Source organism: Pseudorhodobacter sp. (assembly GCF_034675685.1).
Classification (GTDB): Bacteria; Pseudomonadota; Alphaproteobacteria; order Rhodobacterales; family Rhodobacteraceae; genus Pseudorhodobacter.
The window spans coordinates 601,144-624,163 of the sequence record NZ_JAUCDA010000002.1; the positions used below are offsets into that span (position 1 = coordinate 601,144).

16 protein-coding genes are annotated in these 23,020 nt (G+C 57.3%); 14 read left to right on the forward strand and 2 right to left on the reverse strand.

Features of this window, described 5'->3' with window-relative positions:
- The first annotated feature begins 128 nt into the window (after positions 1-128).
- From VDP61_RS02810 to VDP61_RS02865, 12 genes are all read left to right on the forward strand, one after another.
- Positions 129-1,787: a histidine kinase N-terminal 7TM domain-containing protein gene (locus tag VDP61_RS02810; protein ID WP_323005415.1), complete on the forward strand. Its 1,659-nt coding sequence runs from the start codon at positions 129-131 to the stop codon at positions 1,785-1,787.
- Positions 1,788-1,884: 97 nt separating this feature from the next.
- Positions 1,885-4,959 carry an EAL domain-containing protein gene (locus VDP61_RS02815; RefSeq protein ID WP_323005416.1) on the forward strand — a complete coding sequence of 1,025 codons (3,075 nt, stop codon included), beginning with the start codon at positions 1,885-1,887 and terminating at the stop codon, positions 4,957-4,959.
- Positions 4,960-5,071: 112 nt separating this feature from the next.
- Positions 5,072-5,602, forward strand: coding sequence for a hypothetical protein (locus VDP61_RS02820; RefSeq protein WP_323005417.1), 531 nt, complete (start codon positions 5,072-5,074; stop codon positions 5,600-5,602).
- A gap of 78 nt (positions 5,603-5,680) precedes the next feature.
- Entirely contained in the window at positions 5,681-6,394 is a 714-nt protein-coding gene (locus VDP61_RS02825) for a hypothetical protein (protein WP_323005418.1), read from the forward strand.
- Between the two features lie 237 nt (positions 6,395-6,631).
- Complete coding sequence (locus VDP61_RS02830; protein ID WP_323005419.1) at positions 6,632-7,237, forward strand: hypothetical protein; 606 nt, start codon at positions 6,632-6,634, stop codon at positions 7,235-7,237.
- A 40-nt stretch (positions 7,238-7,277) separates the two neighbouring features.
- Positions 7,278-9,638 (forward strand): UDP-forming cellulose synthase catalytic subunit, encoded by a 2,361-nt coding sequence (gene bcsA / locus VDP61_RS02835; RefSeq protein ID WP_323005420.1) that lies wholly within the window; start codon positions 7,278-7,280, stop codon positions 9,636-9,638.
- Complete coding sequence (locus VDP61_RS02840) at positions 9,635-11,800, forward strand: cellulose biosynthesis cyclic di-GMP-binding regulatory protein BcsB (protein ID WP_323005421.1); 2,166 nt, start codon at positions 9,635-9,637, stop codon at positions 11,798-11,800. The genes bcsA and VDP61_RS02840 overlap by 4 nt, the downstream gene beginning before the upstream one ends.
- Positions 11,797-12,888 (forward strand): glycosyl hydrolase family 8, encoded by a 1,092-nt coding sequence (locus tag VDP61_RS02845; protein WP_323005422.1) that lies wholly within the window; start codon positions 11,797-11,799, stop codon positions 12,886-12,888. Before VDP61_RS02840 ends, VDP61_RS02845 begins: the two co-directional genes overlap by 4 nt.
- Before the next feature lie 62 nt (positions 12,889-12,950).
- A complete protein-coding gene (locus VDP61_RS02850) occupies positions 12,951-14,351 on the forward strand; it encodes a hypothetical protein (RefSeq protein WP_323005423.1) in 1,401 nt (466 codons plus the stop codon).
- 40 nt (positions 14,352-14,391) lie between these two features.
- Entirely contained in the window at positions 14,392-15,279 is an 888-nt protein-coding gene (gene galU / locus VDP61_RS02855; protein ID WP_323005424.1) for a UTP--glucose-1-phosphate uridylyltransferase GalU, read from the forward strand.
- 813 nt (positions 15,280-16,092) lie between these two features.
- A complete protein-coding gene (locus VDP61_RS02860) occupies positions 16,093-16,401 on the forward strand; it encodes a hypothetical protein (RefSeq protein ID WP_323005425.1) in 309 nt (102 codons plus the stop codon).
- 305 nt (positions 16,402-16,706) lie between these two features.
- The gene (locus VDP61_RS02865; RefSeq protein WP_323005426.1) at positions 16,707-17,591 is read left to right on the forward strand and encodes a peptidoglycan DD-metalloendopeptidase family protein; all 885 of its coding nucleotides are present in this window, start codon (positions 16,707-16,709) and stop codon (positions 17,589-17,591) included.
- A gap of 136 nt (positions 17,592-17,727) precedes the next feature.
- Here the strand turns inward: VDP61_RS02865 and VDP61_RS02870 are convergent, their stop codons facing one another.
- Positions 17,728-18,369 carry a TetR/AcrR family transcriptional regulator gene (locus VDP61_RS02870; protein ID WP_323005427.1) on the reverse strand — a complete coding sequence of 214 codons (642 nt, stop codon included), beginning with the start codon at positions 18,367-18,369 and terminating at the stop codon, positions 17,728-17,730.
- A gap of 410 nt (positions 18,370-18,779) precedes the next feature.
- Between VDP61_RS02870 and mbfA the strand changes: the two genes are divergently transcribed.
- Positions 18,780-19,757, forward strand: a complete 978-nt coding sequence (mbfA, locus tag VDP61_RS02875) for an iron exporter MbfA (RefSeq protein WP_323005428.1) — start codon at positions 18,780-18,782, stop codon at positions 19,755-19,757.
- 522 nt (positions 19,758-20,279) lie between these two features.
- Here mbfA and VDP61_RS02880 read toward each other — a convergent pair.
- Positions 20,280-20,795 (reverse strand): helix-turn-helix transcriptional regulator, encoded by a 516-nt coding sequence (locus VDP61_RS02880; RefSeq protein ID WP_323005429.1) that lies wholly within the window; start codon positions 20,793-20,795, stop codon positions 20,280-20,282.
- A gap of 113 nt (positions 20,796-20,908) precedes the next feature.
- On the opposite strand from VDP61_RS02880, the gene VDP61_RS02885 reads away from it, so the two are divergent.
- Entirely contained in the window at positions 20,909-23,014 is a 2,106-nt protein-coding gene (locus VDP61_RS02885) for a Mu transposase C-terminal domain-containing protein (RefSeq protein WP_323005430.1), read from the forward strand.
- Positions 23,015-23,020 lie beyond the last annotated feature (6 nt).

Sequence of the window (23,020 nt, forward strand, 5' to 3'; positions counted from 1 at the left end):
GGAGTTGGCTGGCAATCCTTAGCCGGTGGTGCCAGAGCTGATTTCGCAATGTGTTTCTTGAGATATGTGTGTTTCGTTAGATACAGTACCCCGGCCGCGCGGTTCGCGGATGAGCGAGAGGTCACGCGATGTCAATGTGTTACAGCTTCGCAGCGCTAGAGCCGGGAGGCTTTGCCGTGCTGGCGCTGCTGATCGGTATCTCTCTCATCGCCCTGTGGGTGCGCAGGTTTCAAAACTTTCCGGGCAAGCGTGGCTTTTTGCTTGCTCATGTCGGAATGATAATCTGGTTGCTGGCAGTTCTGGGCGAAATCCAGTCGGAAACCTTGGAATGCAAGGTTTACTGGGCGATGATGGCGTGGCCGGGGATCGCATTCGTTCCAACAGCCTGGGCGATTTTTCTGCGGCATTATGCCTTCAGCGTACCAGACGGCAAATCCCGAGCCGAATGCTGGGCGCTGGTCATGGGCCCGTTGCTGGTTTCGGCGGCGGCCTGGACGAATCCGCTGCATGGCCTGTTCTACGGCCCGCTGACGCGCCTTGAAATGGTGGACGGCGATTTGGTAGGGGTTTACGACCATGGGCCGCTTTTCTATGCTGCGGCAGCCTATCTATATATATTCTTGGCGATTTCGACCTTTGTTGTCGTTCTGGGGGCGTTCCGGTCAAGCAAGGCGCACCGGCCCTATTTCCTGATGATGATATTCGTGAATGGCGTGCCTATGGTCGCCAATCTTTCATATGTTGTTTTTGGGATTACGGTGTTTGGCTTTGATCCGACGCCTTTTGCCTTTTCGGTCGTGCTTTTCCTGTTTACGCAGATGATTTTTGCCAATCGGCTTTTTGATGTCGCCGCCATTGCCAGCGATCTCTTGTTTTTGAATGCCCGTAATCCGGTTCTTGTCGTCGATGGCAAAGGTGACGTTGTTGGCATGAATGAGTCGGCAGAAGCTCTTTTTCCGGCAGGAAAACTTGGTACACCGCTGTGTAAATGGCCCCAGATAGGCGCGGCAATGGTTCCTGGACAAGCACCACAACCAAAAAACTTTCCTGCCAATCTCGATATCATGGGGCGGCATTTATCGATTCAGGTAACGCCGATGACCCAGGCCCTGAAATCGCAGAACACGGCAACCGGGCTGGTCATAATGCTGAATGATGTAACCGATATGGCCAAGAAAAATACCTCTTTGGAGGAAGCGCTTTTGCAAAACGCCCGCCGCGTTGCCGAGATAGAGGCCTTGCGCGATGATTTGCAGCGCCAGATATTGCTGGACCCGTTGACAGGGCTGCATAATCGGCGCGGCCTTTATGACACCTTTGCGCAGCTAAAGGCCCAGTCAGGCGATAGTGGCATGGTTGTTGCGCTGATTGATATTGATCACTTCAAGTCGATCAATGATCGCTTTGGCCATGCGGCGGGCGATCGGGTGTTGCGCGATTTTGCCCGCGCCTTGCGGGTACATGTGCGGCCCGGCCTGCCCGTCTTTCGCGTGGGCGGAGAAGAGTTTCTTATAATATTCCCCAAGGCCACATTGCCCGAGATCGAAGAGTTTATCGACTCCATTCGCGCCTCGCTGGAAGACGGCAAATTCGTCCGGGTTCGTGAGCCCGAGCAAGTCGGCTTTTCGGCGGGCCTTGCCCAGTGGCCGAACGATGGCGCAGATTTGGATGCGGTGATGAAATGTGCCGATGATCGGTTGTATCAGGCTAAATTGGCGGGGCGGGGCCGTACCGTTTCGCGCAGTGAGCTGCTGCGCCTCGTCGTTTCAAATGAGGGCAGCAGTTGAGCTTGTTTATTTTGTGCGCGCGTGTCCAAGCTGCCCCGTACGCGTTGCACCTGCCAAAGGGTCCCTGTGCCGATGCGCCTAAGAAAGGAAGCCTTCCATGTCAGTGATATCTTCTGAAATAGAAGTCCCTGTCTCGGAAAAACGCCTGACAGAAGGCCATGTGCTTTTTTCTGCCGTGCTTCAGCGTCTTTTGCACGGTGCTATGGACACGATCGACGCGACGATCACCGAAGGCTTGGGCGAGATTGGTCAGTTTTGCGGCGTTGACCGTGCCTATGTGTTTCGGCTGAATCCACGGGAACGACTTGATAATACGCATGAATGGGTGGCCGACGGGATTGAGCCGATGATTGCGCAGCTGCAAGATATGCCGGCTGATATTTTGGCGGCGTGGCGCCCGGATCTTGAAGCCAGCAAAGCAATTCACGTCCCCGATGTCGCCGCGCTTGACGAGGGCGACCCCTTGCGATCCCTGCTGATGATGCAGGGAATCCACTCGCTGGTGGTGGTTCCCATGACCTTTGACAACAGGCTGATCGGCTTTGCCGGGTTTGATGCGGTCAAGGCACCTGTCGTGTTCAATACATATATTGTCTATCTATTGCAGGCCATCGCCAACGCCATTGGCTCGGTCATGTTGCGCCGCGATGCCGAAACTGCTGTGGCACAGACGCAAATCTCCTTGCGCTTGTCGGCGGAACGGCTGGCCGCCATCTTGAACGCGATGCCCGAAATGCTGCTCGAACTTGATGCTGATGGCAGATACGTCAACGCGCATGCGGTCGAGCCAGAACGATTCTATCTTGACCAGACAAAACTGATCGGGCGGCTGCTTGAAGATGTCTTTCCTGCCGATAAGGCCGCTGGTTTTCGCCGCGTTCTGAAAGAGATATCGGAAATGGGCCGTATCAACGGCTTTACCTATCAATTGCAAACGCCCGACGGCCCCCGTTGGTACGAGCTTTCAGGCTCTATCTGCCCGCCGGCCCAGCCCGGCAACCAGCCCGGCTACCTGCTGGTTGTGCGTGATGTGACGGCGCGAATCGACTCGCAAGTGCAACTGCGGCAATTGGGCAAGATCGCCGAGATCATGACCAATCTTGTCATTGTGGTTGACGAGTTCACCCGCATTGTCTGGGCCAACCCAGCATTCGAACGGCAAACCGGCTATGCCTTGTCCGAGATTGTGGGGAAATACTTTGGCGAGTTGGTAACTGGCCCTGCAAGCAACACCGAGATTGAAAAAAATGTTAGGGCGGCGATGGCAATCGGTGCGGCTTATGTGGGCGAAAACATCAATTATGATCGCTGGGGAAAGCCGTATTCCATCAGTTTCAGCATTCACCCCTTGCCAGAGATGGATGGCACCAGCCTTGGTTATGTTTCGGTGGAAACGGTAACGACCGAAGAAAAAGCGTTGGCAAAATCCTTGCAAAAAGAGCGTGATTTTCTGGCTGCGATCATGGAAACCAGTATCTCGGCGGTGGTTGCCTTTGGGGTTGATGGCACACCAACCTTTGCCAATGCCGAAGCAGCGCGCGTCTTGAATTGTGATCCGGACGATATGGCCGCGATGGCACGAACCATCGACTCGGCACGGTTTGAACATGCGCAGGATGGCAAAGAAGAGACGCCGCTTGACATGGTTTTGCGGACTGGCAAGCCGGTTCGCGATATGCGCTGCACAGTGACCGACCGCAGGGGTGATCGCCGTATCCTTTCCGTGAACGCGGCGACGGTCTCGGAAGTTGGCAAAGAGACACAGGTGCTTTGTGCCTTTACCGACATCACCGAGCTTGTGATCACACAAGAGGCGTTGCGCCACTCGATCACGCATGCGCGGCATCAGGCCAATCACGACGATGCGACCGGGCTTGCGAATCGGCGGCACTTCAAGCGGATCTTCCTTGATCACATCAGGGCCGCAAACCCAGACAACACACGGCTTGCCATCGTCGCCTTTGATCTGGATAATTTTAAATCAATCAATGACAGTTTTGGCCATTCGGTCGGTGACGCGGTGTTGCTTCAGGTCGCAAAGCGGATCTCGGATTTTGTTCCTGCGGGGGCCACGCTGTCGCGCAGCGGTGGCGATGAGTTCACTGTTTTGTTGCCAAACGCTGGTGCCGATGCCGCTGAATGCTTTGCGAGGGGTCTGCGAAATGTGATTGCACCGCCAATGCTGGTCAATGACATGCGGCTTTATACGACGGCAAGCGTGGGAATCAGCCTGTATCCCGAAGATGGCAAAGACGTGGATACCCTGATCAAAAATGCCGATCAGGCGATGTATGTTGCCAAGGGGGCAGGCCGAAACCGGCATCAGCTTTTCACCGCGGAACAAGGCAACAAGGTCATTCGGCGCAGCGAAATATTGCAGGCCTTGCGCCACAGCCTGAAGGAAGACCATTTCCGGCTGGTATTTCAGCCCAAGTTCTCATTGGGCCCATCGCAGCAGCTTGTCGGTGCCGAGGCGCTTTTACGCTGGACATCGCCAGTATTGGGTGAGGTTAGCCCGGCCGAATTCATCCCTGTGGCCGAAGCATCCGCCATCATTCTGGACATCGACTTTTTGGTGATCGTCATGTTTACGGCGCAATTGGGCCAATGGATTGAGGCGGGCTATATGCCGGCGGCAAGCCTTAACCTCTCGGCGCAGACATTTGAAAACCCAGTGCTGGCGGACCGTCTGGCACGCTTGCTGGCCTATTACCGTATTCCACCCGAATTGGTGACGATCGAAATTACCGAAGGCAGCCTGGTCAGTATGACCGATATGGCGATGGACAACATCAGCCGTATACACGCTTTGGGCATCTCGCTTTCGGTTGACGACTTCGGCACCGGGCATTCATCCTTTACCTATCTTCAGCGCCTGACGATCGACGAGGTCAAGATCGACCGCAGCTTTCTGAATACCGTCGGCAGCGGGATATCACCCTCGGGTAGTGAGGCGATTGTGCGTGCGATAATTGCCATGGCCCGCGCGATGGGGATAAAGAGCGTGGCCGAGGGTGTTGAAACGCTGGCGCAGATGACCTGGCTTTATGCCGAAGGATGCGACCACGTTCAGGGATTCAAAAGCGGCCGACCCCGAGATCCGGACGAATTCGAAGCGCGCTACCTGGCTGGGCAGGTGCGATCTGACCATAAAAGCGTGCTTGCAAAATGAGTTGACTCTAAAAAATATCAATTTGACTTTTATTGTCTCAAAGATATATGCTCGCCTAGGTAGAAACGGTTAAGGAAAATGTAAGCATTTTCTGTATGAATCGAGGGCAGCGATGGCTACGGAAGAACGTAAAGGCACAGATGGTATCAGCGCAGGCGCAGCAACCCAACCGCATGCCGCCCGCCCTGTTGATCCTGGGCACAGTGTCTATGGCCTGCCCTCGCTTGCGGGGCGAACTGTTCTGATTGTGGGCCGTGGCAGCCCCGAGTTGCGGCAATTCAGTATCTGGGTGGATCAGTTTGGCGGTTTGGGTTTCAATGTCCAGCACGGCGACTCTGCCCTGCAATGGCTGCAACGGCAAGATAGCGGGCAAAGCTTTGTTATCTTCGATGCTGACGACATAGGCGATGCTGATGATGTTGTGGATTTCGGTTTTGCCCTGCGTCGTCAGGCGCCGAATGCGCCGATCATCATGTTATCCTCACAGGTTCGCCGCAACGACTTTTCCTCGGCGCGGATGATGATTTGCGATGCAACGCTTAAGAACCCGGTAACGCTTACGGCTTTCCGGTTGGGTCTTGAAGCGGCTTTGGAAAACCACGTCAAGTATCTAAGCGCCACGCAGCCAGAGATGCAATCCTGACGCGGCAGGCATAAAATATCATATTGAATTAAAGTGAGGGGCGGCATTTCAGGCGCGCGGCGGTAGGGAGTTGCGATCATGGCTCAAGAGACAGACCTCGCAACCCCCGGCGCCCCATCTGGTTTTCACGCAGATGCCCCAGCCACAGGTCGCCGCCCCCCCGAGGCGGAGGTTGTCACCACCCCCAGCGCGCCCGCCGCCGATCCTGCATCAGGCCTGTTGCCGCGCACTGCCTCTGGCTCTTCCGCGCTGATATTGTGCCATGAAGCGCGGGACCGGGCGCATTTTCAGGCAAGGGTCCGCCGCGCAGGTGCCATCGCTGTGGTGCCAGACCCCGATGAGGCGGATCAGGCGTGGTGCGTGACAAATGCCACCCGGTTTGACTATTGCCTGATAGACGCCGATTTTGCGGGCGATACCGATTCGACGCTTGATCTGTGCATGCGCATAAAGAACAGCGCCCCGCATGTGCCGATCATCTTGCTGGACGATGCGGGGATGGCGCGTGACCCCACGGCAGAGCGTATGTCGCTATGCGACGGGCGGTTGCCACAAGCGGCCTCATCGCCAGAGTTTTTCGCGGTCGTACAAGCTGCAATCCTGCGCCAATCAATGCAAGCCATGGTGCGGAATCGCCCCGTTGGTGGCTTGTCCTATCCCAGAGCTTTGACACCTCCTGCGCAAGACTGCGAGGAGATGCAGGCATCGGCTGGCTGGTGGATAGGATCTGCAATCGTGGTGGGGCTGGCGCTCTGGCTTGGTATTTTTGCGGTATTTCGCCTGATTTTCTGAATAAAAAGTGATCAGGATGATACAGTAATCTGTGGTGGTCGCAGCGGCAGCGGCTTGATACATGTTGTTTTTTTGCTTCAAAATTCGAACCATTATTTCCAGCCTGCTGTCCTCAGTTTACAAATATAATCAAAATGATACAAATTAGGGATGGAAAACAAAGCATCCCCTTTCTGGCCCGCCTCTTGGTTTGACCGCAACCTACGGTCGGCTGCTGCCGTTTGTGCAGCGCTTGCCATGACGGGGCTTGTCGCCTGTGATCCGGGCACCCTTAGCCTTGGCGAAGGCGTGCCTGCGCCGCGGTCCAGCGTGCCGCATGTGGCGGTTTCCACCTCGGCCTATTGGGTACGAGAGCCGCTGGCGCTGGTGGGCATCCAGCGCGATCTGGGCCGAGAGGATGAGCAGATCCTTGGCCTTGTGAATGACACTACCCTGAAGGGCGATAATTTTCTGTTGATGCTGGCGGGGTCTCAGGGCGGTGCCGATCTTCCGGCTTTTCAACTGAAATCATTTGTCGAGCGCGTCGGCGGCGCACCTTCGCCATTCTCGCGCGTCTCTGACAGCGACCTGCGCAGCGGTTCGGATGCTTTGGGCACCTATTTCTGGCTGGAATATCGCAGCGGGGCGCAGACCAATTGTGTCTTGGCTATTCGCAGGCTGGGCCTTGGCAGCCGTATCTTGCCAGCCCGCGCCAAATCCCTTGACGTCATGCTGAGAAATTGCGTGCTTGGCCCGATAGAATTGGCGCTGGCACCTATTCTGGCAGATCGGATTGGCTCCTCGGTAGGGGGTAACCCAAGCGGGCCAAGGCTGATGTCGCCATTGGCGGGACCGACGCTGTGAAGGCGCGCGCGGTCTTGCCTTGTTGTGTGGCAGTGGTGCCATGATGCCCGGCCGCCTGCGGGGCGCGGGCACGTCCAACACACCGATGCTGGTGTTGTGGGCGGTTGTCATGGTGCCAGTATTGGTGTTGGCGTCGGTGCCGACATCCACAACGGCGCAGGCGTTGCTGGGGTTGGTTGCCGTTACGATTGTCGTGGCATTGAAGCCATTTGCAACCAATCTTATCGTGCGCTTTTTCATGCTGGGCACGGCCAGCGTGATTGTCATGCGCTATTGGATCTGGCGATTGCTCGAAACCTTGCCTGACCCAGGTATCACGGCTTCCTTTATCTCTGCGCTGCTGTTGTTTGCGGTCGAAACCTATTCGATCCTGATTTTCTTTCTGAATGCCTTTGTCAGCGCCGACCCGACCCGCCGTCAATTTCCGGCAAAGGTGGCCCCCGAAAATCTGCCGACCGTGGATGTGTTGATTCCATCCTATAATGAGCCCCCCGAAATGCTGAGCGTCACCTTGGCCGCCGCCAAGAACATGATCTATCCGCGCCATCTGGTGACGGTGGTGCTGTGCGATGATGGCGGTACGGATCAGCGCTGCAATTCCCCGGATGCAACCCTTGCCGCCCAGTCTCGGGCCCGCCGTAGCACCCTGCAGGCCCTTTGCCGCGAACTGGGTGTGCGCTATTCGACGCGGGCACGCAATGAACATGCCAAAGCGGGTAATATGAGCGCGGCACTGGAAAAGCTGTCGGGCGATCTTGTGGTTGTGTTTGATGCCGACCATGTGCCCAGCCGTGATTTTCTGGCCCGGACGGTCGGCTATATGGTCGAAGACCCCAAGCTGTTTCTGGTTCAGACCCCGCATTTCTTCATCAACAACGACCCGATTCAGCGCAACCTTGGCCTTTCGATCATGTGCCCCCCCGAGAACGAGATGTTCTATAGCCAGATCCACCGCGGGCTTGACCGTTGGGGCGGGGCGTTCTTTTGCGGCTCGGCGGCGGTTTTGCGGCGGGCGGCATTGGACAGCGTCGGTGGCTTCGCCGGCGAGACGATCACCGAAGACGCCGAAACCGCGCTTGAAATGCACGCCGCAGGCTGGAAAAGCCTGTATATTGACCGTGCCATGATCGCGGGCCTGCAACCCGAAACCTTTTCGTCGTTTATCGAGCAACGCGGGCGTTGGGCCACCGGCATGATGCAGATGTTGTTGCTGAAAAACCCGCTGTTCCGTCGCGGGCTTCGCATCTCGCAGCGGCTTTGTTACATCAATTCAATGAGCTTTTGGCTTTTCCCATTGATACGGATGATCTTTTTGCTGGCCCCGCTTGTCTATCTGTTTTTCGGCACCGAAATTTTCGTATCAACCTATGACGAAGTTCTGGCCTATATGCTCAGCTATCTTGCCACCGTGTTTCTGGTGCAAAATGGGCTTTATGCGCGGGTACGCTGGCCGCTTATCTCGGAAATCTATGAAATCGCGCAGACCCCCTATCTGGCGGGCGCGGTGATCAAGACGTTCTTGCGGCCCCGCGCGGCCAAGTTCAATGTGACGGCCAAGGACGAAACTTTGGCCGAGAATTACATCTCGCCAATTCATGGCCCGCTGACGATGCTGTTTTGCCTTATGCTGGCCGGGGTCGTGGCGTTGGGTTTGCGGTGGGTAATGTTTCCGGGCGACCGGCCGGTGCTGGTGGTGGTTGGCGGCTGGGCGGTGTTCAATTTGATTCTGGTGGCAATCGCCTGGTGCTCTGTTTCGGAAAAGCAGCAGCGCCGGGTGTCGCCGCGTGTCAGTATCCGGGTTCCGTCGACTTTGCGGTTGGGCAAGGGGCTGTCGGATGTTCCTGCCACAATTCTTGATGCCTCTACCAATGGCGTTCAGATTCTGGTTGAGGCGACCGAAAACACCAACGCGGCCTTGATGGTGGGGCAGTCATGTTCCTTTACGCCGTTTTTCCCCGATGCCCCCCATCTTGAAACGGCGGTGCTTGGGTCGGTTCGCAGCGTGCGGCGCACCGCATCGGGCACGCTTTTGGGCATCATCTTGCACCCGGATCAACCCATCGCCACCCGTGAGGCTATTGCCTTTCTGATTTTTGGTGACAGCGAGATATGGGAGAAGATACGGGCGCGGTCACGGCGCCCTCGCGGGCTTTTGTTCGGCTTTGGCTATGTAATGTTGCTATTGGTTACCCGCTTGCCGCGCCTGTTGGCAGACTTTGCGCGTGAACCGGCCCGCCGCGCCCGCTGGGCCATGAGAGAGGATGACAAGCCAAAACCTGCGCATCTATTGGCCTTTGGATTGGAAGCAGAGGATCTTGATCGGGTATATCTGGAAGATATCGACAAAGACGATCCGTTTGGCGAGCAGGCAGAGCTTACACCGTTGAAGGTGCCGGCATGAAAGGGGCACGGGCAATAGGGTTCTGGGTGCTGTGCGCTGCCTTTGCGGCACTGCCCGCCGCTGCGCAAACACCAGAGTCGCCCACGATCACCTTGCCGCATTTCGAAGATGAGCTGCCGTCAGGGGGGCCGTCAGAGATGCCGTCGGGGGTGCCCGACCCAAGCGCGCTTTTGGCCTTTAGCGAGCGCCGTGCCGAGAGCGCCGCACCTGCCCCGCCAGCCGAGCGGCGTATGCCGCTTGTTGGCCCGCTGGGCAGCACCCCGATCATGCGTCTTTCAGGCGAATCGGCGGCGGTAGATACGACCCTTTATTTGCCGCCCTCTGTGGCAGCCACCGGCTTTCAGCTTTCCTTGCGCACCAGCATCCACGCCCTGCCAGAGCGTTCCTTTGTGACGGTTATCATCAACGACGAGGCATTGCCGCCAATTCGCGCGGATTCCTTTGATGGTTTTACGCCGGTGGTGCTGGAAAGCGGCCTGTTGAAGCCCGGCGAAAACCGTGTGCGGATAGAAAGCCACCTGTACCACCGCATCTATTGCGGGCCCGAGGCAAGTTTTGCCCTGTGGGTTGAGGTTGATACCGCAAACAGCGGGCTGATCTTGCCTGCCGCTTATGTCCCTGAAATCGCAGATGTGCCGCATTTGATGGTTGCGCAATCGGCGCTGCCAAAAGGGCTTGGCCTGCGCGCGGCACCAAACTTGGCATCACAGGCTTTGAACCAGCTTGCGGGGCATATGATGGGCGCGTTGGGGCGCAGCGTGAGTGTCGTCTCGGCCTATGCGCCGACAGCGGCGGGCGCGCCGGATCTTTTGCGGGTGACGGTGTTGCCGGGCGATACAGCGGCGGCTGATCTTGTCACTGGTGGTGACGGCGTGGCGGTGCTGCGGGTTCGGCTGCCTGATTCGGGGGCCGATCTGGCGGCCATCTTGCCGCCGATGGCGCAGGCCATGCCGGATGTCGCCGCGCTTGAGCCCGGCGTGCCCACCGCGCTGCACGACCTTGGCCGCAACGACACCGCAGATCGTGGGCATTACATTCGGCATGACATTGCCTTTCGGTTGCCTTCGGATTGGCTGGTGCTTGGGCCGCAAACCAGCCGCTTTACACTGGCCTACAGTTTTGCAAACCGGCTGGCCAAGGGGGCGCTGCTGTTTGTCAAGGTAAACGGCACAACGGTGCGGCTGCTGCCTTTGGATATCAGCGGTGGCGATGCGCAGCCGCCCTTGACCATTGGGTTCAAGGCGTCGCTGCTGCATCCCGGCGTCAATGCCTTGACGCTTGAGGCGATCATTCCGGGTGATCCCCCGGATTTGCCTTGCGTTGGCAACGATGGCCCGGTGCTAAGCATCGGCGGGGCATCGACATTGCTTGTTCCCCCTACGCCCAGCATGCAGTTTCCGGGGATTGATCTGGCCTTGTCCACCGCCACTGGCGCGCAGGTATCGCGTGGCATGGGTGGTGGCGTTGGGGGCGGCACGGCCGATCTGCCGTTTTTGCCCATAGCGTTCACCCCGCTGCAAGCTGCGTCGGGTGTTGGGGCGCAGACCACGCTGAACGTGCGGCTGGTATCGGCGGCGGATGTCAACATGATCCGCCCGGTTGATTTTGATCTGCCCCGCGGCCTTGTCGAAGCCGTGATCATGCCTGCCACCGTTGACCCAGAGGCGGCACCCCCCGTATCCGTGCCGCTGGTCGATTTTGGGCGGCTGACGCGGTGGCTATCTGGTGTTGGCCCCTTTCTGAAGGGAATCATACGCCCCGGCGATGTGGCGTTGCAGGCTTGGACCTTGGGCCTGACCGGCCAGATGGTGCTTATCCAGCCAAACCCGGAAGCGCCCTTTGATCTGTGGTTGGTGCTGGCCCCCAACGTGACCGAGGCGGATGCCATCGCTGCCCTTTTGGTCGCGCGCAAAACCGCGCAGGGCCCCGCCGGGCGGCTGGCGGTCCTTGATGAAGACGGGAATTGGCAAAGTTGGCAACCGGCAGCAACACCCCCAACCCTGTTAGAGCCGCTTACCTTGCAAAACACCCGGTTCATCCTTGGAACCTATGCGTCCTGGTCGCCGGTCTTGTTCATGCTGGCCATTCTGGGGCTGGCAGCCGTAACCATCGTGATTGCGATCATCTTTGTCATGACGACCCGTGGAAGGCGCAAACAATGAACCGACGCAAATTCATGCTTGCCGCGACATCCTTGTTTGCAACAGCCGGAAGGGCGGGTGCATCCGGGCTGCTTTTGGCAAGTGACCCGTCTGCGCATCCGCTTGATGCGGCCTGGTCGCTGTGGAAGACGGCCTTTCTGTCGCCCGAGGGGCGGGTGATCGACACGGCGCAAGGCGGGGCCAGCCATTCCGAAAGTCAGGCCTATGGTCTGACACTGGCGGTGGCGCTGGGCGACGCCGAAAGTTTCTCGCGTATTCTGGCCTGGACGCAGATCAATCTTGGGCTGCGCCAAGACAGTCTTTTGGCCTGGCGTTGGTTGCCCGATGCGCCTGTGCGGGTGCCCGACCTGAACAACGCAAGCGATGGCGACTTGTTCTTTGCCTGGGCGCTGGGTTTGGCCGCAGAACGATTTGGCGACGACTCCTACGCGCGGCGCGCTACAGAGATAGCGCAGGATCTGGCCCGGCTTTGCCTGGCACCTTGGCCCGATGGCAGCGGCAGAACAGCGTTATTGCCTGCTGCCGACGGGTACCGGCGCGAGGGCAGCCTGATCGTGAACCTGTCTTACGCGATGCCCCTTGCCTTGCGGCAGGTTGCTGCAGCGACGGGCGTTGACGCTCTGCGCCGCGCGGCCGACGACGCCGAAGGGGCGATGGCCCAGCTTGCAGCTGTTGGAACAATGCCCGACTGGTTTGCGCTGGGGCCTTCAGGCCCTGAGATTGCCTCTGAATTTTCAGATCGCACAGGCTATGAGGCGCTGCGCGTTCCCTTGTTCCTGCTCTGGTCAGGCAACCCAGCCCATCCGGCTGTGCGGCGGCATGCGGCGGCCCTGCAGGCGGGCCGCGCGGCGTTATCGGGGTCGGGCATACCAACCGTGATTGATCGCCTGTCCGGCGTGACGCTGGAATCCAGCAGCGACCCTGGCTATGCGGCTGTTGCGGCCTTGGTCGATTGTGTGGCGGCAGGTGGTATGGATGGCGCAGCAATACCCCCATTTACTGCAGGGCAGCCGTATTACCCGGCCACGTTGCATCTTATGGCCCTGTTGGCCGAATTGGAAGGATACCCCGGATGTCTGCCACTTTGACCCGCAGAATATGCTGCGATTTGTGGTTACCCTTGTGCCTGAGGGTCGCACTCGCATTGCTCATGCTTTTACCCGCACCTTTGGCGTGGGCGCAGACGGCGCCCGGCGCAGATGATCTGCGCGCCTTGCTTTATTATTTTGACGCCAGCGACACCGCTGCGACCGACGCGGAACTGCGGCGCTTGCGGGCGCAGTTTCCGCAATGGACCCCCCCTGCCGATCTTTCGACCCTGCGCGCGACAGGCGGCGGCCCACAGCTGGACCAAATCTATCGGCGTATCGAGGCCGGGGATGTCGCCGGCGCGCGGGCCGCGATTGCCGCCGCCCAAAGCAGTTTTCCGAGTTGGTCCCCCCCCGATGAATTGCAGCGCCTCTTGCGCACGACCGAGGATCAGATCGCCCTTGATACCACACTTTCGCAAGGCAATCTGGGGCAAGCGCTTGACCTGATACGCGCCAATTCAGAGCTGCTGCGGTGCAACCGGATCAACAACGCCTGGCGCTTGGCCGAACTTCAGATCAGTGCTGGCAATCCGGCGGCGGCCTTGGGCACCTACCGCGCGGTCGTCGCAACCTGCCCGGCCTTTGCAGATGTAACGTCGACCTTGGAAAAGGCCCGTCTGGCCGCGTCGGATGCCGAGTTTTCGGTTTTGCTGAACGCCGCGCGCCAAAGGTTTCCAAATCAAGCCGCTGCGCTGAATGCCCTGGGTGCAAAGCTGTTGAATCAAAGTAGCGTTTCACCGACAGCCTCACCAACAGTCCCGGCGGCCCCAACGCCGGCAGCGCCACCAAAAGCGTCTGCGGCGCCCCCCACGCCGTCTCGGCCTGCGCCAGCCCCCGCGGCATCGGTAGCCGTGCCGATGGCTGTCGTTCCGCCCGTGGCAACCGGGCTGGGCGTGCTGGCCCGGTCAGGCGATGGCCGCCTGTCCGCAGTTCGTGCTGCGGCCAAGGCAGGCAGCTTTACTGATTGCGTCGCAAAATCGGTTCGCCCAAAATCGCTAGAGGTTGCCTATGAACGCGCCTGGTGCGTCTATAACCTTGATCGCACGATGGAGGCGCTGGCCCTGTTTGGCGCAGTAGCGTCTGGCATGCGCGATGCAACTGTTGTGCGCGATGCCCGGTTCGGGATGGCGTTGGCCTATACCAAACTTGGCATGACCGAAGACGCGGCCCGGCTATCGGCTGCAACGCCCTTCACCGCCGAACAGCGCCAGGATATCGAGGCGATAATTCTTGATCAGCGCGGTGTACGGGCCTATCAACGCCAAGAGTTCAAACGGGCGATTGCCTTTTTTGACGCGCTGGAGGGGCTGCAAGGCACGCTGCGTCGGGATTTGGCAATTTTGCGGGCCTATAGCTATCTGGAACTCGGCGAACGCGGCACGGCAAAGGGGCTGTTCTCGGCGCTACACCGCCAGCTTGCAACCGATGAAACCAGACGCGGCATGGCTGCCTCGCAATAGCAACGCCCGCAACTATTTGAACCAACTGAAAGGCCAGACTATGAAACCAGTACGCAAAGCCATCTTTCCCGTGGCGGGTCTGGGCACCCGCTTTTTGCCCGCGACCAAGGCGCAGCCAAAAGAAATGTTGCCTATCATCGACAAGCCGTTGATTCAATTCGCCGTCGAAGAGGCGCTGGATGCGGGCATCACACATCTTATTCTTGTGATCGGCCGCACCAAGCGCGCCATTGCAGATCACTTTGATTCCAATCCCGAACTGGATGCCATTCTGCGCGCCAAGGGAAAATCGGAAATGGCGGATTATCTGAGCACGATCATCCCGAAATCGGCCTGTGCCATCTATTTGCGCCAGGCCGAGGCCCTGGGGCTTGGCCATGCCGTTGCTTGCGCCGCGCCGCTGATCGAGCCCGATGAACCCTTTGCCGTATTGCTGGCAGATGACCTTTTGGAAGGCGAGACGCCTGTTCTGTCGCAGATGGTTGCGGCCTATCAACAAACCGGGCGCCCCCTTGTCGCGGTGCAGTCGGTTGACCCATCGGAAACCGGTAGCTATGGGATTGTCGATGCCGATCTGCCCTTGGTGGGGCAGTCGTCGCGCGTGCGCAGCATGGTTGAAAAACCGACCCCGGATGAGGCCCCCTCTAATCTTGCTGTTGTCGGCCGGTATATTCTGGACGGTTCCATCATGCAGGTTCTGAAAGACCAGACGCCGGGGCGTGGCGGCGAAATCCAGTTGACCGATGGAATTCGCGCCTTGATCGAAACAACGGGTGTTGATGCGTTTCGATACAACGGATGCCGGTATGACTGCGGTTCCAAGCTTGGCTATATCGAAGCAACCCTTGCACATGCGCTGCGCCACCCCGAATACGGCCCCCATGTGCGCGCATTCATGGCGGCGAATTATACCGAATCGACCAAATAGCCCGGCGCCTACAGCGTTTCGCCTTTGACTTGAAACAAGGCCCGGCACATTCCGCGTTGAAGCCTTTGATTTCAGGCAGCGATATGAAGGAAGGCTTCAAGGCGAAACACTTTAGGCCTACGACATGAAATGAGTGAGGCCTGAACAAAACGGTTTGGGCCTTGTCGCCGGGAAACGGCACGCGCAGCGGTTAGATGCCGCGCGACCAAACGGGGTGGGGGCCAAACCGACTGAGCGAACGCGCAATCCATAGGGATAAAGGCGCTATGATGGCTAAAGTCTTGCAATCATATTCAGCTTCGGCTAACCGTAAAAGGGCTCGCTATGTCATATGACGTCGTAATTTCACCCTGGCACACTTGATAGTTTGGTGCCGGTGGGTTTTGGGGCAAGGTGGTTAATAATAGTGCTGGGGGAATAATAAGTTATGTCGCAATTGCTGGACTATGCTATAGAAGTCAGGCAGCTTTTGCGCGCTATGGAGGTTGAGGTTGGCCTAGAAGTCTTGTCAAACAAGGAGCGCGACGTGCTTTACGCCGTTCGCAGGCTGACTGAGGGGCGGGCGTCAGCGCGTTCCGAGGCCATCCGCGCGCACCCACTTGTTGCGACAATGACACACCCAACTTACCATCGGGCGCTTAGATCCTTGGTAGAAAAGGGTTATCTTGACCATGCGCCAGAGACCCTTGCCGGGGCATACATCATTGGGATTGCGCACACAGAAAGTGTGTGACTTCAGGGTTTGTAATCCTTGTCGTACAAATATGATCTGCCCTTTTTGCCTGTGTGGGGCCCGAAACCTGTGGCGTATGTATGACGACTAAACTTGAACGTCTTGCACAATTGCGCGAACTTCTGGCGCGTATGGAGGGCGAGCTGGGCCTTGATGGGCTTTCACGTTTTGAACGCGACATCCTTTATGCAATCAGGGCGCTTTCTGGCAATGGGCGGGCCGTGCCATCGGCAGAGTTGCGCCAGCATGGGCTGATTGAATCGATGAGCCAGCCTACCTATCACCGCGCCCTGCGCGAACTGGTCATTCGCGGCTATATCATCAATACAGACGGTCGGCGCTGGACCTACCGAGATGTGTCCCCGCCCGACCAGACAGCCAAACAGTGACGGCCCGGGCGCATTTCCTGTGAAACGATGCGCGTCCATCTGGCGGCCCATAGCGTTTCAGTTTTGGCTTGAAACACAGCCAATCACATAACGCGTTGAAACCCCTGACTTCAGACAGCGATAGCTATGCGAGGTTCAGGGCGAATTGCTTTGTGCCGCCGGAACGGGGAAACTGCTTGCAGCGGGCGTCAAACCTATTCAGAATTTGCAAAGCCGCAGCACCTGCCAAGATGGCTTTCCGCCGCTTCCGGGCTTTGCCTGCCCCGCCATTCCGGCCCGACGGGCCAAACCAAAGGACTGATTGCATGCCCGATTACACCGCCATCGCCGCCCGGCTTTCCGGGCAGCCAGACCTTTATGCGCTGTTGTACCAGGCCGCCGCCGAGGGTGTAACAGAGCTGGCTCCGCTGCTGGCAGCCTGCGATGCAGAAGTGGCGGCGCGGCTTCGGTCTGTCGATCAAGGGCTGTTGCGGGCGATTTTGCGGGTGGGTGCCGGGCACGAAGCGGTGCCAGGCGCCAGCGAGATTGTCGCGCATCTTGCGACAGCAACGCCTGCGCCGGTGTTTATGCCGGAAATCAACGCAAGCCGCAGCATTCCCCTGCCGACATCAGGGCAGCGCCCCGATATGCCCGCCTTTTCGGACCGCGCGTTTGATGCGTGGTTCACCGCGCAGGGCGTGCCCTATGGCATCGGGCTTTATGGCGAAAACCGCTCGGTCTATGCAACCGATCAATTCGCCGACCAGGCCAGCGTTGAGCGCCGCACCGTCCATCTGGGGATTGACGTGTTTGCGCCCGCCGGCACCCCGGTTCATGCCCCCTTTGCAGGCAAGGTGCGGCATCTGACCTATAACGCCGACCCGCTGGATTACGGCCATACGCTGATTTTGGAACATGAGGGGCCGGTGCCGTTTTTCACGCTTTACGGCCATTTGGGCGGCAGCTTGCCCAGTCTTTTGCAGGTGGGTGACACGGTTACCCCCGGCCAGCTTATCGCGCATCTGGGCGATTGGCATGAAAACGGCGGCTGGGCCGCGCATCTGCATTTTCAGATCATGGCCTCTTTGCTGGAACAGACAAAGGGTAACTTTTTTGGCGTTGGGCATGCCGGGCTGTGGAATGTGTGGTCACAGATTTGCCCTGACCCGAACCTGATCTTGCGGCTCGACCCGTTGCGGTTTGCGCTGTGACGCCGTGCTGCAAACAGCTGTCAGAATAGATAAATCGCCCAAAGTTGTGCCATCGCATTTCGTCTTTGACTTGAAAGACACCTATCACATAACGCGTTGAAATCCTTTATTTCAGGCTGCGATCTATGAGCCGGGTTCAAGGCGAAACGTGGCAGGGTTTTTCCGGGCGATACCGTGCAAGAAACATCGCAACCGCACCGTTGGCGATACGATCTTTTTGCGCCTGGCTGACCGTATCAGAGATGCCAAACAGCAGGCGATTAAACAGATCGGCGCGGCACATTTCGCCAAACATATCGGCAGCAAGCGCCTTATCTTCAATCTGAACCTCGCCGCGTGCTTCGGCTTCTTTCAGATATTCGACCATGCGATCACGGGCCATGGCGGGGCCGGTTTCATAAAACTGACGGCCCAGTTCCGGAAAGCGTTCACTTTCCGCCACCACAACACGAAACATCCTCAGATAGAAATCAGAGGTGAAAAATTCTACCAAGGTCACGGCGGCGATTAACAGCGCCTGCTGCAATTTGACATGCGGCGAGATTTTGCTTTCGGCACCCAAGACCTGACGGCAACACTCTGCCTTTGCCACCTCCAGAAACATCAGACGTTTATCCGGGAAATAGCTGTAAAGCGTAGCCTTGGATACACCCGACGCGCGGGCGATATCATCAACGCTGGCCCCTTCAAAGCCTTGCGCCAGAAAAACCTCGCGCGCGCCAGCCAGCACGTCATCATATTTACGCCCCTTACGGGGGGCCTGCGGTGGCGCGCCCATGTCCATGCCTCCCTGATTGGGGGAAGCATAGACCAGAGCGATCGGGGCAAGCAAGCATCGGGCGGGTTATTTGCCGGGGCAAGGCACTGTTTTGCCCTGCTGGGCCGGCGTTGCGCAGCCTTGGGTAACGGGCGCGTCGGGTTGTGTGGGCCATGTGAGGCGCGGAAGGTCAAAGCTTTGGGCAAAGGCCGGGGCGGCCATCAAACCAAGGACAAGTGCGATACGCAGAGCATTCATTTTCCTGTTTCCATTTTTTCAACTGAACCGATCAGTTCAGTTATTCATGCCGCGAATCGCAGCGGCGCGCAAGAGTAAACTGTACTGTTTAGTTCGGAAATTTTGTCGCAGCCTGGGATTGCGCTTGCTATCGTTGTGCCATAAGTTAGAACTGTTCTAAGTTAGAGGTGTCTATGATCCCCGGTTTTTCAAATCGCCGCCGCTTTTCCGATCTAAGCGAGCAAGAGATTTTGGCGCTGGCCATATCCTCTGAGGAGGATGATGCCCGTATTTATCGCAGCTACGCAGAAACGCTGCGCAGTGATTTCCCGAATTCGGCGGCAGTGTTTGACGGCATGGCCGAGGAAGAGGATGAGCACCGAACCCGGTTGATTGACCTGCACCTGACGCGGTTCGGCAAGGTGATCCCGCTGATCCGCCGCGAACATGTCGCCGGGTTTTACGCCCGCCGCCCGGTGTGGCTGACAGAAAACCTTGGGCTGGAGAAAATCCGGGGTGAGGCGGCCGCGATGGAAAAGGACGCGCATGATTTCTATCTGCGCGCGGCCGCCAAGACCACCGATGCGGCAACCCGCAAATTGCTGGGCGATCTGGCCGCCGCCGAAGCTGCACATGAAAACCGCGCCTTTGCATTGGAGGCCGAACATCTGGGCGTTGACGCCCGCAGCGAGGAAGATCGCACCGCGCATCGGCAATTGGTGCTGACCTGGGTACAGCCGGGGCTGGCGGGGTTGATGGATGGCTCCGTTTCAACCCTTGCGCCGATTTTTGCGGTTGCCTTTGCGACCTATGACAACCACACGACCCTGCTTGTGGGGCTTGCTGCAGCCATCGGGGCAGGGATCTCGATGGGGTTTACCGAGGCCGCATCGGATGACGGGCAGCTTTCGGGGCGGGGCTCGCCGTGGAAACGCGGAATTTCGGCAGGGGTGATGACGACCTTGGGCGGGCTTGGCCATGCCTTGCCCTATCTGATCCCGGATTTCTGGACGGCCACTGTGATTGCGATTGCAATTGTATTCGTGGAGCTATGGGCGATCGTGTGGATTCAAAACCGCTTTATGGAAACACCCTTCATGCGCGCGACATTTCAAGTGGTGCTGGGCGGGGCCTTGGTGCTGGGGGTCGGGATGTTGATCGGGGCCGGTTAGGGCCCCCGGCCCACATCGAACGCCAGACGCGGCGGGTTGCCTGGATTTCCAGAAAAACGGGGCCGCAAGTAGGGGTCAATAAAAACTGCCGATACAATAGACTGCGCGGCAGCTATCCGTCAGGGCTTTGCTGGCCCGATCAATGTGATCGTCAGGGATTTGGCGGCGGCAATGAAAATGCATGGGCGTGGCCCTCAATCTGTTAGCCCGTGGGTGATGCGTACATATCCACCCCAAGGCTGCCGGGGCAGGGGCGTATGCGCAGGAGGCCGCGACCCAGTTTTTGGGCTGCATGCTGAACCGCCGCAAATTATTCTGCAATCCATATCGGGAATTAAACCGCGATTAGACCGCGTTCAAATTCCCTTACTCTTTTGAAATTACGTGTATATTTAACTGGTGATAGAAATACCAGTGCGGAATATTTACCGACAGGTAAGGTGTGCGGTAAGGTATTGATTTTATTGAAGCGTGTTTATGTTGCGGAACTGATTGCGGAACCTGTTTTTCGCATTGATGCCGTCAATCCTTTTCGGGATTTTCCGGCCAAAGCGGTATTGCAGGAAGGGCGACTTGCCGCAAACCATTAGCATATTCGCGCATGGATTTGCGTCTTGCATCCCATAACTTTTGACCTAATTCTTCCGCTCGTTCATTCGCAACCGTAAGGGCAAATGTCGTGTAGTCGCGCGTGCCAAACTCGAATCTAGCAAACTCATCGCGAAAAGGACCTTCCTGCTTGATGTCCTGCATCAACTGAAAAAGCGCGTTCATTGCAAGGTTACCAATCCGCTGTCGGTCGTTATCCGAATAGCCAAAGAACAACCATTCCAAACTTAGGCCAAGGTTTGCCGCAAGAGATGCCAACGCGGTCGCGCGCGGCGAGCTTGGCCCAGACAAATATTTTTCCATTGCACTCTTGGATACTCCCGCCGCCGTCGCCAATTCGCCGACCGTCAGCTTTTCGGAAGTCATTAGGAAACGCAAACGATCCGAGATGTCGAGTTCCTGAAAGTAGACTTGTTTGGCATCAGTCATGCGCATATCCTCATATAGATATTGCATACCGTAATCTTTTACGGTATTACATAATTAGTGTATGCCTTTTTTAGGTTGCTTGCAACAAGTGAGAAATAGACGATGAATGCCATATGTTCAGCATCAGAGTTGCCTTTTCTGACTTCAGTGTTGACGTCGGTGAGTTTGCAGAATTGGCCGGAATTACTGATAGAGCGGCACGAAAAGTGCTGGCCTCGGCGGTAAAGAGCAAGCGTTGGCGCGGCCATGCTCTGCCCGTTGTCACCCTATCAGGCCAACGCGGAGGGGCATCGGGCGTAGCATGGGGCATTGATCTTACGAAGGCTTCGTCCCAACTCTTAGCCTTGTTAAATTTGCCGGAAAGCCTGTCTTCAACAAACCTTCAAACACCAATTAAATCTAGGCCAGACAACATCCGAGTTACTGCTGCGGTCGATAAACAACGGGTTATCACGCCTATTCTTGCGCATCCTAAAGGGTCTTCCGGACGGGCGGCGGCGTTTCGTGCGGCGGCAGAACAGCGTCATCAAATTGGGTCTAATTGGTCGGTGTTTAGTGAGCGAACATTGCGGGATTGGGTGCAGGCTTGCGAAAGTGGGGGCACTGCTTCACTTTTGCCTAAGGCACGCTGCGACCGAGGCAAAAAGCGGGTGCTGATCACTCGGCGATGGCAGAATGAATGTGGATTGCCAGATGATGTGCAGGAAAGCATTGCAGCCGAGCTAGAGCGTATAGCGCGAGGCTTGATTTTAGGAAAGCGGTCAGATCGTGACACGCGCCGATTGGCATCAACAGAACTGCAAAGACTGGCGGTTGAGGCGGGAATTAACATGCCAAAAAAGAAGCTTGCCACGCTGTGCGCGCTAACTGATGCGTGGGTCTCCCGCTTTGTCGAAATGAAGGCAGCGCGCGACTTTCAATCTGATCACAAACACTTTTCGGACAAGCATGAGCACAGGATATTGCGCGATCTGACGGAACGGCCAATGGAAGTTCTGATGGGCGATGTTCATAAAGTAGACATGAATATCAAAGACGCCATCCAGTCGGGTATTCCTAACCTTGTGATGTCCGCTAAGGAGGCGGCGAAAACGGGACGTTTGACGATCCGAGTCGCAATCATAGGATGGATGGATGGTTCCAGTCATTACCTTTGGGCAACCATTGTCATCTTGGGGGCAGGGCAAGGGGTCACGCAGCAAGATGTGGCAAAATCTCTTTATGATGTAATGACCTGCCCTTGGGGCGGAATTCCCAGCGAGTTTATGATTGATAATGGTAGCGAATACAAAGCTTTAGCAGAAGCCGTGATGAGGTTCTGCGCTATGTCAGAAATGTCAGGGCTTGGTGTGATTAAATCCCGGCCCTATTCACCAGAGGGCAAGGGTCGGATTGAGGGTGCTTTTGGTATACTTGAAAAGCGGTTTTTGAGCGCACTTCCGGGTTACATTGGCGGCGACAGGATGAACTCGCCTACAAAGTCCAAGGGTAAGCTCGTGGATCCGTATCCGCATGGGCCAAGACGGTTGATTTCCGATATATATCAGGCGGTTGATCAATTCAACGGCACGGCGCAACACGGCAACCTTGGCGGGTTGTCACCGAAGGGGATGATGAACGCCAAGATCGAGCAAACGGGCTGGACAGCGCAGAAGCCGTCCAGCGAACTGTTTGATCTTGTGTTCAGCAAGTCGATTGAACGCGACATTAGACAGGGCGGCGTCGAGTTCGACAACCGCGTTTATCAAGGCGACGTCCTAGCAAAGCTGACCGGAGCGAAGCAAGTAGAGTTCCTCGTGCCAATGCGTGATCCAGAAGGGCCAGTGATTTGTTTCCACGAAGGCGTAATCCATTGGCTACATTCAGAAAAATTTGCCCTAAATGACCGAGGTGGGGCAAAACGCAAAGGCACCGCCGTCAAGCTGCAAAAAGACGAAATGAAGCGCCGCATTGCAACGGCTGACTCTAACGTGGACGTGCAGCGGCTTTTAACTGAAAGCGCAGACGCGGGGCCAGTGGTGTTTAACTCACCCGATGAATGGACCTTTGGGACGATCGACAAGGCTGGAGTTCTTTGCGGCCCAATGACGGAAGTAGAAGCAGAGGACGCAGAAGACGCCCGAAATAGAAAAGAAATTGAAGATTATCTCGCCGTAAAACGCGGGAATAAGCGAGAGGCCAGCGGCGGCAACCGCATTGGCCCCTCTAGTGCAACGTGACCTTAG

Excerpts from the sequence above, each read along its gene's own strand:
- galU (WP_323005424.1), top strand. The coding sequence starts at position 14,392 with ATGAAACCAGTACGCAAAGCCATCTTTCCCGTGGCGGGTCTGGGCACC.
- VDP61_RS02840 (WP_323005421.1), top strand. The coding sequence starts at position 9,635 with ATGAAAGGGGCACGGGCAATAGGGTTCTGGGTGCTGTGCGCTGCCTTT.
- mbfA (WP_323005428.1), top strand. The coding sequence starts at position 18,780 with ATGATCCCCGGTTTTTCAAATCGCCGCCGCTTTTCCGATCTAAGCGAG.
- VDP61_RS02850 (WP_323005423.1), top strand. The coding sequence starts at position 12,951 with ATGCTTTTACCCGCACCTTTGGCGTGGGCGCAGACGGCGCCCGGCGCA.
- VDP61_RS02860 (WP_323005425.1), top strand. The coding sequence starts at position 16,093 with ATGACGACTAAACTTGAACGTCTTGCACAATTGCGCGAACTTCTGGCG.
- VDP61_RS02880 (WP_323005429.1), bottom strand. The coding sequence starts at position 20,795 with ATGACTGATGCCAAACAAGTCTACTTTCAGGAACTCGACATCTCGGAT.
- VDP61_RS02865 (WP_323005426.1), top strand. The coding sequence starts at position 16,707 with ATGCCCGATTACACCGCCATCGCCGCCCGGCTTTCCGGGCAGCCAGAC.
- VDP61_RS02870 (WP_323005427.1), bottom strand. The coding sequence starts at position 18,369 with ATGGGCGCGCCACCGCAGGCCCCCCGTAAGGGGCGTAAATATGATGAC.
- VDP61_RS02815 (WP_323005416.1), top strand. The coding sequence starts at position 1,885 with ATGTCAGTGATATCTTCTGAAATAGAAGTCCCTGTCTCGGAAAAACGC.
- VDP61_RS02810 (WP_323005415.1), top strand. The coding sequence starts at position 129 with ATGTCAATGTGTTACAGCTTCGCAGCGCTAGAGCCGGGAGGCTTTGCC.
- VDP61_RS02885 (WP_323005430.1), top strand. The coding sequence starts at position 20,909 with ATGTTCAGCATCAGAGTTGCCTTTTCTGACTTCAGTGTTGACGTCGGT.
- VDP61_RS02830 (WP_323005419.1), top strand. The coding sequence starts at position 6,632 with ATGACGGGGCTTGTCGCCTGTGATCCGGGCACCCTTAGCCTTGGCGAA.
- VDP61_RS02845 (WP_323005422.1), top strand. The coding sequence starts at position 11,797 with ATGAACCGACGCAAATTCATGCTTGCCGCGACATCCTTGTTTGCAACA.
- VDP61_RS02820 (WP_323005417.1), top strand. The coding sequence starts at position 5,072 with ATGGCTACGGAAGAACGTAAAGGCACAGATGGTATCAGCGCAGGCGCA.
- bcsA (WP_323005420.1), top strand. The coding sequence starts at position 7,278 with ATGATGCCCGGCCGCCTGCGGGGCGCGGGCACGTCCAACACACCGATG.
- VDP61_RS02825 (WP_323005418.1), top strand. The coding sequence starts at position 5,681 with ATGGCTCAAGAGACAGACCTCGCAACCCCCGGCGCCCCATCTGGTTTT.